The 16417-nt window shown below is 55.2% G+C and carries 13 protein-coding genes; 11 read left to right on the top strand and 2 right to left on the bottom strand.

Features of this window, described 5'->3' with window-relative positions; all coding sequences use genetic code 11:
• The first annotated feature begins 105 nt into the window (after positions 1-105).
• The 8 genes from AC27KL_RS04415 to AC27KL_RS04380 all read left to right on the top strand — a co-directional run bounded on the left by AC27KL_RS04415 (position 106) and on the right by AC27KL_RS04380 (position 10992).
• Positions 106-1155: a hypothetical protein gene (locus tag AC27KL_RS04415; RefSeq protein ID WP_487168982.1), complete on the top strand. Its 1050-nt coding sequence runs from the start codon at positions 106-108 to the stop codon at positions 1153-1155.
• A 319-nt stretch (positions 1156-1474) separates the two neighbouring features.
• Positions 1475-2908, top strand: a complete 1434-nt coding sequence (locus AC27KL_RS04410; RefSeq protein ID WP_487168981.1) for an SWIM zinc finger family protein — start codon at positions 1475-1477, stop codon at positions 2906-2908.
• A 28-nt stretch (positions 2909-2936) separates the two neighbouring features.
• Positions 2937-4793: a HEAT repeat domain-containing protein gene (locus tag AC27KL_RS04405; protein ID WP_487168980.1), complete on the top strand. Its 1857-nt coding sequence runs from the start codon at positions 2937-2939 to the stop codon at positions 4791-4793.
• Between the two features lie 16 nt (positions 4794-4809).
• Positions 4810-5910, top strand: a complete 1101-nt coding sequence (locus AC27KL_RS04400; RefSeq protein ID WP_487168979.1) for an ATP-binding protein — start codon at positions 4810-4812, stop codon at positions 5908-5910.
• The gene (locus AC27KL_RS04395) at positions 5907-8309 is read left to right on the top strand and encodes a DUF5682 family protein (RefSeq protein ID WP_487168978.1); all 2403 of its coding nucleotides are present in this window, start codon (positions 5907-5909) and stop codon (positions 8307-8309) included. Before AC27KL_RS04400 ends, AC27KL_RS04395 begins: the two co-directional genes overlap by 4 nt.
• Before the next feature lie 3 nt (positions 8310-8312).
• The gene (locus AC27KL_RS04390) at positions 8313-9536 is read left to right on the top strand and encodes a VWA domain-containing protein (protein ID WP_487168977.1); all 1224 of its coding nucleotides are present in this window, start codon (positions 8313-8315) and stop codon (positions 9534-9536) included.
• A gap of 148 nt (positions 9537-9684) precedes the next feature.
• The gene (locus AC27KL_RS04385; protein ID WP_487168976.1) at positions 9685-10350 is read left to right on the top strand and encodes a spermine/spermidine synthase domain-containing protein; all 666 of its coding nucleotides are present in this window, start codon (positions 9685-9687) and stop codon (positions 10348-10350) included.
• A gap of 216 nt (positions 10351-10566) precedes the next feature.
• Positions 10567-10992 (top strand): hypothetical protein, encoded by a 426-nt coding sequence (locus AC27KL_RS04380; RefSeq protein WP_487168975.1) that lies wholly within the window; start codon positions 10567-10569, stop codon positions 10990-10992.
• A gap of 195 nt (positions 10993-11187) precedes the next feature.
• Here the strand turns inward: AC27KL_RS04380 and AC27KL_RS04375 are convergent, their stop codons facing one another.
• Positions 11188-11961, bottom strand: coding sequence for a hypothetical protein (locus AC27KL_RS04375; RefSeq protein WP_487168974.1), 774 nt, complete (start codon positions 11959-11961; stop codon positions 11188-11190).
• Positions 11962-12128: 167 nt separating this feature from the next.
• On the opposite strand from AC27KL_RS04375, the gene AC27KL_RS04370 reads away from it, so the two are divergent.
• The 3 genes from AC27KL_RS04370 (at position 12129) to AC27KL_RS04360 (ending at position 15304) form a co-directional block, all read left to right on the top strand.
• A complete protein-coding gene (locus AC27KL_RS04370) occupies positions 12129-13127 on the top strand; it encodes an SMI1/KNR4 family protein (RefSeq protein ID WP_487168973.1) in 999 nt (332 codons plus the stop codon).
• A 25-nt stretch (positions 13128-13152) separates the two neighbouring features.
• A complete protein-coding gene (locus tag AC27KL_RS04365) occupies positions 13153-14337 on the top strand; it encodes a GIY-YIG nuclease family protein (RefSeq protein ID WP_487168972.1) in 1185 nt (394 codons plus the stop codon).
• 190 nt (positions 14338-14527) lie between these two features.
• A complete protein-coding gene (locus AC27KL_RS04360; protein WP_339324450.1) occupies positions 14528-15304 on the top strand; it encodes a nucleotidyltransferase domain-containing protein in 777 nt (258 codons plus the stop codon).
• A 71-nt stretch (positions 15305-15375) separates the two neighbouring features.
• Here AC27KL_RS04360 and AC27KL_RS04355 read toward each other — a convergent pair whose 3' ends face one another.
• Complete coding sequence (locus AC27KL_RS04355; protein WP_487168971.1) at positions 15376-16323, bottom strand: helix-turn-helix transcriptional regulator; 948 nt, start codon at positions 16321-16323, stop codon at positions 15376-15378.
• Between the last annotated feature and the right edge of the window lie 94 nt (positions 16324-16417).

The following is a 16417-nucleotide window of genomic DNA, read 5'->3' as shown; positions in this document are numbered from 1 at the left end:
AGGCGAAGGCAGCCTTTGGGAGACGGAGGCTGCCTTTGCATGCATCGGAGCACCGGTAAGGTTTCGCGTAAGAATGAGCGGTAAAAAAACTGGAGGTGAGGTCGGATGATTACGATCGGAACGGCGCGAAAACGGGCTGCCGAGTGGGTCCGGGAACATGCCTGCATGCAGGCGGGTTATATTGGGGCCTATTTCAGCGGCTCGACGGTGGGAAGGCCGGAGAAGGAGGCGCTGCCGACGGGTTCGGACGTCGATGTTGTCGTGGTCCTCAGAGGGGAGACGGTTCCGCCGAAGCCGGGAAAGATGATTTACAAGGATACTCTGATCGAGATCACCTACCTGCCCTTCAACCAGCTGGCTTCGGCGGAACAAGTGTTGGGCTCCTACCATCTGGCGGGTAGTTTCCGCCTGCCTGCGGTGATCGATGACCCGAGCGGATATTTGCATCAGCTGCAGCGGCAGGTTTCCGGAAAATTTGCGGATGAAAAATGGGTGAAACTCCGCTGCGAGGAGGCGTGGAATCGGGTGGACCAAGGGCTAAGGTCGCTGAATCCGTCAGCTCCTTTGTTCGAGCTGGTTATGCCTTGGCTGTTTCCGACGGGGGTGATGACACATGTCCTTTTGGTCGCCGCGCTCCGCAACCCGACGGTAAGGCTGAGATATTTGGCAGCCCGCCGCGTGCTTGAAGACTACGGATTTGATGGTGCGTACCCGGAATTGCTCGGATTTTTGGGATGCAGCGGCTGGACCGCTGGATTGGCGGAGCGTCATCTGGAAGGGCTTGAACGGTGTTTTGAGGCTGCGGCCGCCGCGGCCCGGACGCCGCTAGCGTTCAGCTCGGACATCACGCGCGGGGCAAAAACGATTGCCATTGACGGCAGCCTTGAATTGATCCGAAGCGGAAACCCCCGCGAAGCGGTCTTTTGGATGGCGGTCACGCATGCGCGCTGCCACCACATTTTGTCGATTGACGCGGAGGCGGAGGTACGCCGCGCGCACGAACCTTTTTTTGCCCGTTTCCTGGCGGATTTAGGCATCCATTCGAGCGGGGAATTGCTTAGCCGCGCCGAAGAGGGGTTGCGTTATTTGCCGAAGCTGCGGCAGATCGCCGAAAGCATCACGCATGCGAACCCGGAAATCACGGGCAAAGAATAATCGTCAATACCACTCTGATGATGTTCTATGGGATTGCTGGGACTCCGGCAGTCTTTTTTTATTGCCGATTTCATAAATACGCAATTTCAAGGGATATGAAGGGATGTTATCTTCAGGAATTTGTGATTACAGGCTGGATTCGGCAAGGGGAGAGCTTGCAATTGCCTGTTTTCATTGGATTCCGGAATAAGAATGTATGTTCTTAATTGGGTCTTTAGAGGGTAGGGACAGCCGCAATTATTAGGTATGATTTAGATATGAGGGTTAATATCATAAATTTGGTTGATCTGTAAACAGAGCGATGGTGGAGGGGAAACGTTTGATTGAGATCACGGAAACTTGGATCGACTCACTTGCGCCGAACAGCGCTGCGATAAAAAACGGGAGAGATCTGAATAAAAAAGGGAAGTTTACCGGGCTGCACCGGTCCGAAGACGGTCAGGTGCTTTTCGGGGAATGCCAGGGAAGCGGGAAAACGCCTTATACGCCTTCGGCCGATTTCGTCACACCGGATAAGCCGGTCATGCGATGCAGCTGTCCGAGCCGGCAGTTCCCTTGCAAGCATGTCTTGGGCCTGCTCTACGCTTATGCCGAAGGCAAGCCGTTCGCGGCGGCGCAAATCCCGGACGATCTGGCGGCCAAACGGGAGAAGGCGGAGAAACGGGAAGAGAAAAAAGCGAAGGAAGCGGCAGCCGGGACGCCGGCCAAACCGAAAAAAACCAATAAAGCGGCTTTGAAGAAAAAAATCCTGGCGCAGCTGGAAGGCTTGGAGCTGCTTGAGAAGCTGACGCATTCGCTGATCCGCCGCGGCCTGGGCACCTTGGACGCCAAAGAGCTTAAAGCCGTTCAGGAGCACGTGAAACAAATGGGAAGCCATTATTTGAGCGGCGCCCAAATTCAGCTGCGCAAGCTTCATTTGCTTTTATCGGCCAAGGAAGACCGGGAAGACGCATATTCGCGGGCGGCGGAGCAGCTTGCCGTCATCCATGCCTTCATTAAGAAGGGCCGGGCCCATTTGAACGCCAGGCTGGAAGATCCGGAGCTTGCGCCGGACCATGAATCCACGATCGAAGAGTGGCTGGGTCACGCATGGCAGCTGACGGAACTTAAAGAGGCGGGGCTTGCCGGATCCGATGCGGAACTGATCCAGCTTTCATTCATCAGCTATGACGACGTTTCCCGCCAGGAATTCGTCGATTGCGGTTATTGGATGCAGATGGACAACGGGGAAATCCACTTCACGGTCCAGTACCGCCCATACAAAGCGGCAAAATTGATGCGGGAGGACGACAGCTTTTTCGAGGTGGCCGCGGTGCCGGAGCTTTACCGCTATCCCGGCGACCTGAACCGCAGGGTCCGGTACGAGTCCTTCGCTTCCAGACCGCTTACGGAAAGCGACATGGGCCGGATTCGCCGGCACGCCGCCGCGTCTTATGCCGAGGTCGTCAAAAAGGTGAAAAACCAGCTTAAAAATCCGCTTGGCGATCCGAATCCCGTTGTGCTGCTCCGTGCGAAAAACATCGTGACCGATTCGAACGGCCGGATTTTCATCGTGGATGCCCAAGGGGAAACGCTTGAGCTTCGCGACGTGCTCGAAGACGGGACCGTTCACCTGCTGAAGTATTTGGCCGAAGAACATTTGCGGGACGTTGCCCTGCTAGGGATGTTTAACCACGAGATGCGGAGCGGAAGACTGGTTGTCCAGCCGCTGAGCATCGTCAACGAACGAGAGCTGGTACGCTTGCTTTACTAACGAGCCGAATGGGAGGAACATGCAAAAAATGAGCCAAGCATTGCTGATGGAGCTGAATGAAGAAATCCGGCGCCTGTATATCGCGGGGAGCGATTTGGCAGCCGGTGATTATAGATTGAAACGGCTGCTGCCGTCCTTTGAACAGCTGGGGGAGCGGGCCCCGGTGTTTAAAAAGCTGGCCGAAGGCATCGCTGCTTTGATCGACGAAGGCGCAGGGACGGATACGGCCCGCCGGCTGCAGGACGTGAATCTTCTGCTGCAGTCGGTGCTGCGCACCCAAGGGAAAGGGGCCGCGGAGGGCGAAACGGCTCCGCTGCGAACGCAGCCCGTCCGGTTGGAGGCGAATCTTTCTTACCGCAAGCTTTCCGCGGTCCGCACGGCGCTGACGACACGGGGCGGCGGGCGCCACGAAGTCATCGTCGAAGCGTTCCGCGAAGGGCTGTTTCGCGATGTTCGCCTGGTCCCGCTAGCGATCGAAGCGTTGAACGATCCCTATGTGGAGATCGCGGAGTTTGCCATGAACGACATTTTGCCGTCCTACGGTCCGGACATCGTGCCGCATCTGCTCGAAAGCTTCCGGCCTGATGGAGGCAAGCTTGAGGCACGCAAACTGACCGTCATCGCCAGAAACGGCGGGAAAGACGTGCTCGACGTCGTTTATGAAGCGTCCGTCTCAGGTTCGGACGAGGTTCGCACGACGGCCATCCGGCTTTTGGCGGGCCATCCCGAATATGAGCAGGCGCTGCTGGATTTCAGCCGCGACAAGAAAAAGAGCATCCGCGAAGCGGCTTTTCAGGCGCTTGCGGCCTCCGACCGGGAAAGTGCGGCCGAACGTTTATACGAGGCTTTTATGGGAAAAGACCGCGAGACGGTCTCGTCGTCCGTCATGCAATCCCGGTCGGAGCTGCTGAACGGCTGGCTGGTCCGCGATTTGTCGGAACTCGTGGCATCGGTAAGGGAAGGGGCCGCAAGCCAAGAGGAGATGGCAAACGTCTGGAACGAGGTTAAACGTTACCTCTGGGCGCTGCATCAAAAAACAAGTCCCGAACTCGGCCGGCTTTATATGGATGTGATGAGGAATTACAAGCTGTACATGTATAAACTGGGCTGGGCGTTTTTGGCTAACGAAGCGATGGCGTACATACAGCATGAGCATTCCGAAGAAGGACGGCAGCTCGTCCGGGCGGCGGTCGAACTCGACTTGAAAAAACATGCCCAAACGGCTTCGTTTGCCCGCGATATTTTCAAAAAAGCGCTGCCCGTGCTGCCTCCGGAACGGTTGTTTGAAGCATTCGGGAATATCCTGGAGGAGCGGGCGAAAGCCTCGTCCCTGAGCCGGAGCGCTAACTTTGCCAAACAACTGATGGATACGATCGAAGATATGGTAGTCATCCGAAGGTATCGCGAAATCGAACAAAGCTGGTCCTACGGCGAAACGGGCTATACCTACCATGTGGAGATGCTGCCGCAGGAGGAGATGGCCGTCATGTGGGATCCGCGCTGGCTCGATCATTTCATCTCCCTCGACCGCCTCGCGCTGGTCAGCGCGTTTGCGCGCCCGGGACACGCGGAGGCGGCTTCCTATTTGCTCGATAAGCTGAAGCGATCGCCGGAGTTCCGCAACCGGTTTGCGAACTTGGCTGTCATGGGGCTTGTTCGCGCAGGCGTATCGGGAGAAGAGCTTCATGAAGCGCTGGTTCGGGCCGTTGAAGACGACAGGAATACGGAATGCCGCGAAATCGAGCCGTTCCTTTTCGATCAGCTCTGCCGGCTCCCTGCGTCGTACGCGGACCGAATCCGGGCGGCGTTGCCTAAATTCGGGTCCGCGAGCGCCGAACAGCTGGAATACATTTTGAAAACGATGGAGTCATCCAATCGATCATAAAAGGAGCGAATAGGCAATGAGTAACGAATCCACGATGCAGGACATCATGCGCAAGCCTGCGGAGCTTTTATACCAAGATGAGCTGCAGGCTTTGATCCGCGAGGATCAGGGGAAAATTCCGGCGGGGTGGCAAATGTCTCCGCAGTCGGTGCTCAAGTTTATCGTCGGCGGGACCGCCGGCAAGCAGGTCATCACGCCCAAATACATCGGAAACCCGCGCATCGTCGAAATGGCCATTGCGACGCTGGTCACGGACCGGGCGCTGCTGCTGATCGGCGAACCGGGGACCGCCAAATCGTGGCTGTCCGAAAACCTGGCCGCCGCCATTTACGGCAACTCGGGTTTGGTGGTGCAGGGGACGGCGGGAACGACGGAGGAGCAGGTCCGTTATTCCTGGAACTACGCCATGCTCATCGCCCAGGGGCCTACGCCCGAAGCGCTGGTGAAAAGCCCGATCATGCGGGCGATGGAGGAAGGCGGGATCGCACGTTTTGAGGAGATATCCCGCTGCGCGTCCGAGGTTCAGGATGCCTTGATTTCCATCTTGTCGGAAAAAACGATATCGATCCCCGAACTCGGCAAGGAGCTGAACGCGCGCAAAGGATTCAGCGTCATCGCGACGGCGAACACCCGCGACCGCGGCGTCAACGAAATGTCGACGGCGCTGAAGCGGCGGTTTAATATGATCGTTTTGCCGGCGCCGGCGGATCTGGAAACGGAGATGGAAATCGTGAAAAAACGCGTTTCCGAAATTGCCGCCTCCTACGACCTCCAGGCGGCAGTTCCGGCGGACGAGGCGCTGCTCAAGGTCGTGACGATCTTCCGGGAGCTGCGCAGCGGCATGACGCTCGACAAAAAAGAAAAGGTCAAATCCCCGGCCGGGGTGATCTCGACGGCTGAGGCCATTTCGCTCCTCACCAACAGCATGGCGCTGGCAGCCAGCTTCGGAAGCGGCGACATCACGGACGAGGATCTGGCTGCGGGCTTGCAGGGCGCGATCGTTAAAGACGACGACAAAGACCGTCTCGTCTGGAAGGAATATTTGGACAACGTGATGAAAAAGCGGGGAGCAAGCTGGAGAGGCCTTTATGCCGCCTGCAAGGAGATGAATTCATGAAGACGGCCCGCGGCGCTGGCGTGCACATTTTCGGCGTCCGGCACCTGTCGCCGGCCGGCGCTTATCATGTCGCCGACTTTCTCGATCAGGCACAGCCGACGGCAGTGTTGATCGAAGGCCCCTCGGACGCCACTGCCGAAATCGCGCATTTGACGAACGCATCGACGAAACCGCCCGTCGCGATGCTGGCCTTTACCGAGGAGCTTCCGGTCCGTACCGCTCTATGGCCGTTTGCGGCATATTCGCCGGAATATCAAGCGATGCTGTGGGCACGGAAACATGGGGCGTACTGCGCGTTCATCGACTTGCCATCGTCCTCCGTGATCGGACTGGAGGATATCCGCGGTTCGGCTGCGGCAAGTCCTGCCGGCTTACGGGAAGAAGAAAATTCCGACTTGCCGGCTCCGGCAGAAACCGCCGGCCGAGGCGCCGAAGGGCCAGAAGATGGACGGTCCGGAGCGGATGAAGGAAACGAAACGACGGCATCGTCTCTATATGAGCGAATCGCGAAAATATCAGGGGAGCCTGATTTTGACACGTACTGGGAGCGAAATTTTGAACATAACTTAAGCCCTGACGCGTACCGCCAAACGATATTGGCTTATTCCGAACGCATGCGCGAGCTGACGGAGGAGTCGGAGCAAACGTCCCGGCGGGGGGAATACGCTTATAACGCGATTCGCGAAGCCTATATGTGCCGGCAGATCGCGGATGCCATCGCGGCCGGGCACAGCCCCGACCGGATTGTCGTCGTTTGCGGGGCTTACCATGCTTCCGCCCTCGGCGACCTTGCCAATGCGATGAGCGATGAAGAGATGAAGCTCCTCCCTTCGCGCAGAACGAAGCTGACGCTAATGCCGTACTCGTATTTGAAGCTGTCGTCGTTGACGGGTTATGGGGCAGGAAACGTCGCTCCGTACTATTTCGAGATGATGTGGGAGCATATGCGGCGCGGAACGCTCCAGGAGCTGCCGCATCGTTATCTGGCATCCGTCGCCGCCGATTTGAGAGCAGCGGGCACGCACCGTTCGACGGCCGAGGTGATCGAAGCGGTCAGGTTTGCGGAATCTTTGGCGGCCCTTCATGACGGTCTCGCCCCGACGCTCATGGACCTGAGGGATGCCGCCAAAACGCTGCTGGGCCGGGGGGAGTTATCCGTGGTCGCCGAATCGCTTGCGAAAGCGGAGGTAGGCACGGCGATCGGATCATTGGCCGAGGGCGTCAGCCAAACGCCGATTCAGGAAGACATGAACCGGCAGCTCAAACGGCTCAAGCTGGAGAAGTACAAAACGGCGGTTGCCGCCGACCTTTCTTTGGATCTGCGGGAAAACCGGAGAGTGTCTTCAAAGGATGCGGCGTTTCTCGACTTGAACCGATCATTTTGGTTCCACCGGTTATCCCTGCTCGGCATCCATTTTGTGAAGGCCAAAGCCAGGGGCGGGGAACAGGCGGCCTGGGCGGAGCATTGGATCGTTCAGTGGTCGCCCGAAGTGGAAATCGAAGTGGTGGAATCGAATTTGCTGGGCGAAACCGTGGAAACCGCCGCGGCATTTGTTCTGCAGCAGAGGCTGGAATCCTGTTCCACGATCAAGGAGGCATCCGAGCTCATCGCGGCGGCGTATGAATGCGGCATGATCCACCAGATGGAAGCGGGCCGGTCGGCGCTTCAAAAGCTGGCCGTGCAGAACCAGAACGTCGCCGAAATCGCGGAGGCGGCGAGAAAGATGTCGCAGCTCGTCCGTTTTGGCGGCGTGCGCAGAATCGATACGGCCCCGCTCGTCCCGCTGCTTCAGCAGCTGTTCCTTCGCGCTTGCCTGTATTTATACGAGGCAAGCCAGTGCAATGACGAAGCAGCCAAGCCGATGGCCGCCGCGATGAACGAAATGAATCACATCGCTTCGGAACATAGCGGCGAGGTCGATGACGAGCTTTGGGTTCGGGAGCTGGCCAGACTGTCCGACCGGGACGACGCCAATCCCCTGCTCTCGGGACTGGCCTGCGCCATGCTGCTGGAGCGGGGCGAGCTTTCGGCGGAGCAGTGCGCCGCGGAGGTGTCGCGGCGGCTGTCGCCGGGAATCCCCGCCGAACTGGGCGCGGGATGGTTCGAAGGGTTAGCGCTGCGCAATCGTTACGCGCTGCTGTCGCGCATGAGCTTATGGCAGCAGCTTGACGAATACATTTCCACGCTGGAGGATGAGGAGTTCAAGCGTGCGCTCGTATTTTTGCGCCGCGCCTTCAGCGCCTTCAGCCCGAAAGAAAAAACAATGGTTGCCGAACTGCTCGGAGAGTTGTGGGGCGTCGAGCCGGAGCAGGCGGCGGAAATCGTCATGGACGATCTTAAGGAGGAAGAAGCCCGGATGCTGGATGAAATTAACGATTTTGATTTCGAGGATTTTTAGGCCATGGCCGACACCGTAAATCGTCAGCCGTTATCCCGTTGGCGGCTTATTCTGGGCGAAGCCGCCGAAGAGGAACTTAGCCGGTATGGCCAAAACGGCATGTTGGAGCTGAGCAGCGACGAGCTGATCATGGATCGGGCGCTGGCGGCCATTTATGACCGGACGGAAGATGGAGGAGAAGGCCCGCCGGGTGCCGGGTCTGGCGCCCGCGGCGCGGGAAGGGGGAAATCCGCTCCCCGGATGGCGCAATGGCTGGGGGACGTGCGCACGTTTTTTCCGGAGGACGTCGTGTCCGTCATTCAAAACGATGCCATGGAGCGCAAAGGTTGGAAGCAGCTTTTGTTCGAGCCGGAGGTGCTGGCCAGCGTCAAGCCGGACATCCAGCTCGTCGGAACGCTGCTTTCGCTGAAAGGGAAAATTCCGGAGCAGACCAAAGATACCGCCCGCATGCTTGTGCAGGCGGTGGTGGACGAACTGGTGAAACGCATGAGCCATGAGCTTCAAAGGGCGGTCACCGGCGCGCTGAACCGGAGGCGGCATACACCGCTGCCGTCCCTTAGCGGGATCGACTGGAAACGGACGATCCAGCGGAACCTGAAGCATTATGACGTCGAGCGCAAACGGATCATACCCGAAAAGTTTTATTATTTTGACCGGGCGAAACGAAGCAAGGAATGGACGGTTATCGTCGACATCGACCAAAGCGGTTCGATGGCCGAATCGGTGATCTGGGCGTCGGTGATCGGCTCTATTTTTGCCAGCATTCCTGCGCTGGATACCCGCGTCGTCGTGTTTGACACGGAGGTCGTCGACCTGACCGAGCAATGCGCCAACGATCCGGTGGATATGCTGTTCGGCATTCAGCTTGGCGGCGGCACGAATATCGACAAATCCGTGGCATACTGCGAGCAGTTCATCAAGGAACCGAAAAAAACGCTGTTCATCCTCATTTCCGACCTTTATGAAGGCGGCAACCAGTCCAGGCTCATCCGCCGCATGCGGGAGATGAGGGAAGCCGGGGTCAAAACGCTCGGCCTCCTCGCTTTGTCCGATGAAGGCAAACCGTTTTACGACGAACGGCTTGCGCGGGTGTTGTCCAAGGACGGGACGCCTTGTTTTGCTTGTACGCCTGCGATGCTGCCGCAATTGGTGGAAGGCGCTTTAAAAGGGCAGGACTTGGCGGAGCTGGCAAAGCGGCTGGATACCCAAGGCAAATCGGGCGTTTAACATTGTTGCAGCAGATGCGCCTCTTTATCTTTTATAAGCGAAGTGAACGGTTTTATTAAGCTTTGGATTGGACTTCCTGTGTCCCTGTAGGGTTATAATGGAGAATGGCAGAGTTGATGAACATTTTCTAGGGCAGGAGGTAGGTATCATGAATTACGCACCGGAAATCATAGAACGCAGTCACACGGATCGGGGAGATATCCAGCTTCAGAAAAGGGAAAATCACTTTGAGATCATCTACAACGGCACTTTCCTGATGGCCACGTACAACGGAGAGTCGGAAAGGCTGCTGGTGAGCAGCGCGCTCCGCCAATGCCCATATCCGCGCAAAGTGCTGATCGGCGGGTTGGGGGTCGGGTTTTCGCTGGAAGAAGCTTTATCGGATTCGAGAGTGGAGCAGGTGGATGTCGTCGAGATTGAGGAAGCGATCATTCGTTGGAACCGGAAGCATTTGGCTCCGTATTCCGGCCACGCGCTGGATGACCCGCGCACGAATGTGATTCATACCGACCTGGTAAAATGGATGAATGAAACCGATGCTTCCTACGATGCCATTTGCCTCGACATTGATAACGGACCGGATTGGACCGTGTCGGCGTTAAATACGGGACTTTATTCGGAGCAAGGCATAAAGGCGGCCATCCGGCTGCTTCGTCCGCATGGCGCCGTATCCTATTGGAGCGCCGGGGCGTCGCCTGAATTCGCTGAATATTTGAAGCGATTTTTCCATGACGTCGAAGCACTGCAGATTCCCCAGCAGCGGGGGGAACCCGACTATGTTTATTTGGCTTCTTCGCCCAAAAGCATACATTAACCCGTGTTTCTTCTCTCACTCCAAACGGTTTTGACACCGACACGGCGGATACCGTGCTTCATCATGCCAAGGGCGGCATTTGCTTTTGCAAGGCAACCGGCGGCAACATTGGCTTTTTGATTGAGGGGAAAGTTTGGATAAAGTTTTTCGCATGAAGGCAGGATATCTGCCTTTTTGCGTTTTTAGATACCAAAAGCAGCAAAGGAGGGGGCCCGGGTGAAGCGAGCCATCTCGCTATTTAATCTGGTATTTATGATTCCGGCCATCGTGTTGAGTTTTATGGTTTGGAACGATTCTTCCAGCCGGATCGAAGCCAACGCAAAACATGTGGCCGCATCCGACCGCAGCTTGTTTTTTCTGGACGGCGGCAATAAGGTGATGTCGGTTGAAGAAGATGACGATACGGGACTTCGGGGCGAGCTGTATGACGTCAAAACGCAACAATTGCTGAAAAAACTCCCGCTTCGTTCCAACCTGCATGGACAGCTTGTTTCAACCTATCAAAATGGGCGGTTGATTCTTGTTACCTTGGATGACAGCGATCAATTAAACATCCATGCGATCGATTCCGAGGGAGGCGTCAAAGAGTTGGCCCAGAAGACGGTGGAGCTAGCGATCATTATCCAGTATGCGGTGGCTTAACGAACGAAAAAAATCATCTGCAGAGATCTTGTCTGCAGATGATTTTTCATAGTGCATCGATCTAGGTTGGTTGGTGCATCAATGTTCTGCGCCGTGATCCAGCGGAGTGACGATGCCTGTGCCGGGAGCGGCCGAAACCGGAACGACGCTGATGACGGACAATACAAGAATGGCGGACAGGATAAGCTTTTTCATTCAAATCACAACCCTTTCCATAATATTGGCAATATGCAAATGAAATGTGTCGACTTGTTCCGGACTTGCAAATGGTCGAAGGGACTCAAAATAAACAATGGCCTGCTTGTAATACTTGTCGTTTTCCGTCTTATCGGTAGAGGTAAGCAGCCTTAACGTGTAATCGATTGCGGCGTTGTAATCGGCGTGGGCGATTTTGTACTTGATGATCCCGAGCAGGAAGTTATGGAGGTATGCGGTGTCGATCACGCCTTGCGAGCTGCTGTGAAGCAGGTCCGAGATTTGCCCGGAGAACAACGTAAGTACATAATCGATATTGAGACTGAATTTGTTGGCCGTCTTCAGGATCGACATCAGTCCGGGCAGCACTTCCTTGGGGTTGCGAAGCAGAAATTCAACGTAGTGCGGGAGGATGTCGCTTTCGCCTGAAAGCAGCAGCACTTCCAGCCTGTTCGGCTCGGAGATGAACTTGTAGTAGCGAATTTCCTGCAGCGCTTCCTCGTCCAAAGGCTGGAACCAGCTTAAATCGGCATACTGGTCGATGCATCGCAAAGCTTCGCCGTAATGCTCGAGCTCCTTGTAAGCCAGGCCTTTCATGAGTAGACTATATCCATAGTAATAGACCAGATGGCGGGAAGGCTTCAAAAATTGGTCAGAGGTACCTTGTTGATTTTCATAGAGGCTTTGAACCCGCTTGTAAAGCGAATCCGATAATTCCAATAGCTTGTCCCATAATTCGAAGGAGTAAGTCATTTTCAGCATTTTCGTGACCACGTCAAGGTCCATCTCATCGATTTCGATGACTTCGTCTATTTCGACTTCACCTCCTAATAATTACAAGATTTGTATATATCATACTAAATGCGAGTCATAGGGTCAATAAAAATGTGAAAATAAGGAAGAAAATATTGAAACATGGAAATCAATAGGGGGAAATCCATATGGACGCTTCATCTGCTATGCAGTTATTACAATGCCATGCTTTTGCCCATGAAAATGTGCGGCACCATAAAATGACGTACGGTTTTCTCGGAAGTTTGAGGCCGTTCAGCGGGGAACTGCAGGAGAGCTATTTCCATGAACTCATGGCTGTTGTGCGCGCGCTTTCCGGAGAGCTTGGCAAGCCGGCGTTAAACCGGGAGCTCATCGCCTGCTTGTGGAGCATCACCCATTTGGCCCGGGCATGGGCGGTGGAGCCGGACGGAGTTTTGCGCCGCAACGGCCTGATTGCGGACGAGCAGGTCGCCCGGATGGAACGGTGGCTGGATCTCATCTCTTACGCGGTCATGATTTTGCTGGAGAACGGCGGCGAAGAAGAAGCGTTCTGGGGTTACCGCGAGTATATATCGGAACAGTTGGATCCCCTCATGGCCGAGCTCGATGTTTTGCTAAAGGAAAAAGCCGTCGACGCCGACATTCAGGAGCTGTATGCAAGCTATCAGCAACGCCCCGGAGCGGATGAACAACAATTGGCTGCGTTCGAGGCAAAATTCGGGCTGCTGCCCGAGGATTTCCGCGCTTTTTATCGCCGGAAGGACGGCAGCGGGTATGCGTTTCACGTTTTGTACCCGGGAGATGGCGAATCGGATGAGGGCATGCCGTTTTATTTGATGTCCTTGGACGAAATCGAAGAGACCACAAGCTATTTTTGCGAACGGGACGAATTGCTGGCAGAGCATTATTCCGAAGAGGAGGTCCGAAAGCTGGATCCGGAGATCAAACCTTTTTTATTTCATGAGAAATGGCTGCCGTTTGCGACGATGGCCGGGGGCTCCGTTTATTTGATGCTTGACCTCGATCCGTCCGAGCAGGGAACCTATGGGCAAGTCATCAGCTACGTGCATGATCCGGATTTTGTTTATTACGTCGCGGATTCCTTCATGGAATTGTTGAGGGAATCGAACCTGAATCTTGGCCTGATGGATGCCATCGAATATTAAGGCCCGCGGGGGAAAGGGGAGCAACATGAGCGGAAAACGCATAAACGGTCTTGCCGGTCACCCAACCGAAACCGATCCCGGAAAAACGGCCGGCTCCGTGTTGACAGACAAGCTCCGGCGTCTTCCCGACGCGCCCGGCGTATATATCATGAAAGATGCCAGCGGCGGCATTTTATATGTCGGAAAGTCCAAGCATTTAAAAAACAGGGTGAGTTCGTATTTCCATCGCTCCAAGTCCCATGCGCCCAAAATCAAAAGGCTCGTCCAGCATGTACAGGATTTGGAGATCATCCGGACGGATACCGAATTCGAAGCTTTGCTGCTGGAATGCAGCCTGATTCACAAATTCAAGCCGATGTACAACCGGAAAATGAAAAACCCTGCTTCGTACGCATATATCGTCATCCCGGCATCGGCGGGGCTGCGCCATTTCGAGACGACCCGCCAGCCAATGGCGGCTCCGGGAGACGAAGTGTTCGGCCCTTATCCGGCAAGCGAACTTGCGGTCCAAAAAGCGGTGCAAACGATTTTGGAATCCTTTAGAATCGCCTGCAGTCCCGCGGCAGCGGCAAACGCGCCCTGTTTGAACCACGACATCGGTCTGTGCCTGGGCATGTGCCTGGGCGGTCCGAAGTTGGCGGAATACCAGGAAAGGATGGACCGGTTTATCGGGATGCTTAAAGGCACCGACCGGAGCCTTTGCGATGAGGTGGAGCGGGAAATGGCGGCGGCAGCCGAACGCTTTGATTTTGAAGCGGCTGCCCGATATAGGGACGTGCTGAAGGCGATCCGATTTTTGGAGCGGAAAGAGAAAATCATCGGCTTTGCCGGAAACAACCCCAATGTGCTTCTTTACGAACCTGTGGACCAAAACGCGATCAAGCTTTTTCTCGTCAAAAGGCATACCGTTCTCTTTAGCCGGGTGTTTTCCATCGGAACCGAAAAGGAGGCGCAGCGGCTGGAAAAAGAAGCCAACGTACTGGTCCAGGCTTATTTCAAGCAAAAGGAGTGGGCGTTTGCATCGGAAGTCGGCAAAGACGAGATCGACGAAGCCCAGATCCTCTACAGTTATGTGCAGGCCCATCCCCGCCAAGCTTTGCTCATCCCGGATGAATGGCTCGAATCGGACTCGTCGTCGGCATTAGCCGATGCTTTGCATTCATTAATGTCGGGCATACCTAACGGGATGGACGAATACGATGATGGATAAACCGGTTGGAGATGAAGCGGCTGCAGAGCATTGTAAAAGAGCAGTCGCGGGTCATCGAAACAATCCGGGAAGCGGTAAACGGACCAAATCAGAAGGGACAAACGGCCAAAAGAAAACGGAAAGTGATTCCCTAAACTCCCTGGCAAAGGGGCCGGGGACGCAGCTCTTTACAGAATAGGAGAGAAAACGATTGAAAGAAGTCATCGTGGATAAAATTCATGAAATCGAACGGGAGCATCAGGTCAAGATTTTGTTTGCGGTCGAATCGGGAAGCCGGGCTTGGGGCTTTCCGTCCCGGGATAGCGACTACGACGTGCGATTCGTCTATATCCATCGGCCGGAATGGTATTTGTCCATCGACGAGAAACGGGACGTCATCGAGGTGCCGATCAACGAGCAGCTGGACATCAACGGCTGGGATATCCGGAAAGCGCTGAAACTGTTTCGGAAATCGAACCCGCCGCTGCTGGAGTGGCTCGGTTCGGATATCCGGTATTACGAAGCCTACGGTTTTAAGGAAGACATGCTTGCGTTAAGAGACCGGGTGTTTTCTCCAAGGGCTTCCGTGCATCATTATTTGCATATGGCGACGGGAAATTTTCGGGGCTATTTGCAGGGGGAGCAGGTGAAAATCAAAAAGTATTTTTATGTACTCAGGCCGATTCTAGCCTGCAAATGGGTTGAAAAATACAACGCGAACCCGCCGATTTTGTTTCAGGACCTGGTCGGCGATTTGGTTACGGAGCCGGAGCTGAAGGCGGCCATCGAAGATTTGCTGAAGCGGAAAATCGCCGGCGAGGAATTGGACCTCGATCATCGGGTGGAGGTCATCCATGAGTTCATCGAAAAGGAGATCGAACATTTGACGGCTTTTGCGCGGTCCGCGCATTCCGAGCTTGAAGATCCTACCCTGATGCTGGACGAGCTGTTCCGGAAATATTTAAAAATCGTATGGAATTTCGGATGAACATAGGAGCATAGGCAAGGGCGAAGCGGCCGGTCTTTAGGGATCGGCCGCTTTTTTTCGTTCTGCCACGCCTAAACTTGCGAATATTGATGCAGCAGCGTTTCAGCATGCGTCCGGATCAAGTCGATGACTTCCTGCGGTTCCAGCACTCTGGCTTCCTTTCCCAATCCGGCGAAAAATGCGGCCGTATACCCGACGTCGCCGCGGTCAATGACCGTATCGATTTTGCCGGCCGCCCTGTTCCCAATCCCTTCCCCAAGTGGGACCGGATCGCACCAGGGGTAGCTTTGGCATTGCCGCATGCCCTCTTCGGTCAGTTCGACCACCAGTCGGACAGGGGAAGATACCGTATAATTTTCAAGCCATTCCATAAGTTCGGTATGCACTTCATAGGTTTCATCCGAGATCTGAAGCGATTGGATCCGGTCTACGCGAAACAGGCGCACGTTGCCTTTGTCCACGTCGCAGGCGGGCATATACCATAATCCGTCATTGGCGTATACGCCGACCGGCACGGCATTCCTTGTTCGGGCTCCCGATTTGGAACGGTACGTCATGCAGACGATTCGGCGCTCCACGGCGGCTTCGATGAGTTCCTTCAAATAAGGGGCTTTGACGCTTCGTTTCGGATTCCAGAAAGACAGCACATGTTCTAGCCGGTTGATTTTCGGTTTCACGTCCGCCGGCAGGAGAGCAAACAATTTTCTCGATGCGGAGTCGATGTCGGCATCAAAGGGCAGCGAATCGTAATGCCTGAGTGAGCGGAACGCGAAAAAAATGGCGAGCGCTTCGTTTTCGTCAAACGATACCGGCGGCAGCATCCGGTTGTTCAACGTCCGGTACCCGCCGTTTCGGCCCTGCTCGGTATAGACGGGAACGCCCAATTCGCTGATTTCCATCAAATAACGATGAGCCGTCCGGACGGATACCCCGAATTCATGGGCGACGTCCTGGGCCGTAAAATGGCGTTTGGAATTGACGTACATGATGAGATCGAACAGCAGCTTGGTTTTGGACATGATCCCTCTCCTCCGGGTGGCATTTTGTTTAAACTGGACAGCTATTGTCATGATTAAAGTATATGCTAGGACTGATAAAGGATCAAAGGACGAA

Source organism: Paenibacillus sp. YAE3 (genome assembly GCF_057546105.1).
Note: the sequence above shows the minus strand (reverse complement) of the source record. Positions and strands in the feature narration are given on the sequence as shown.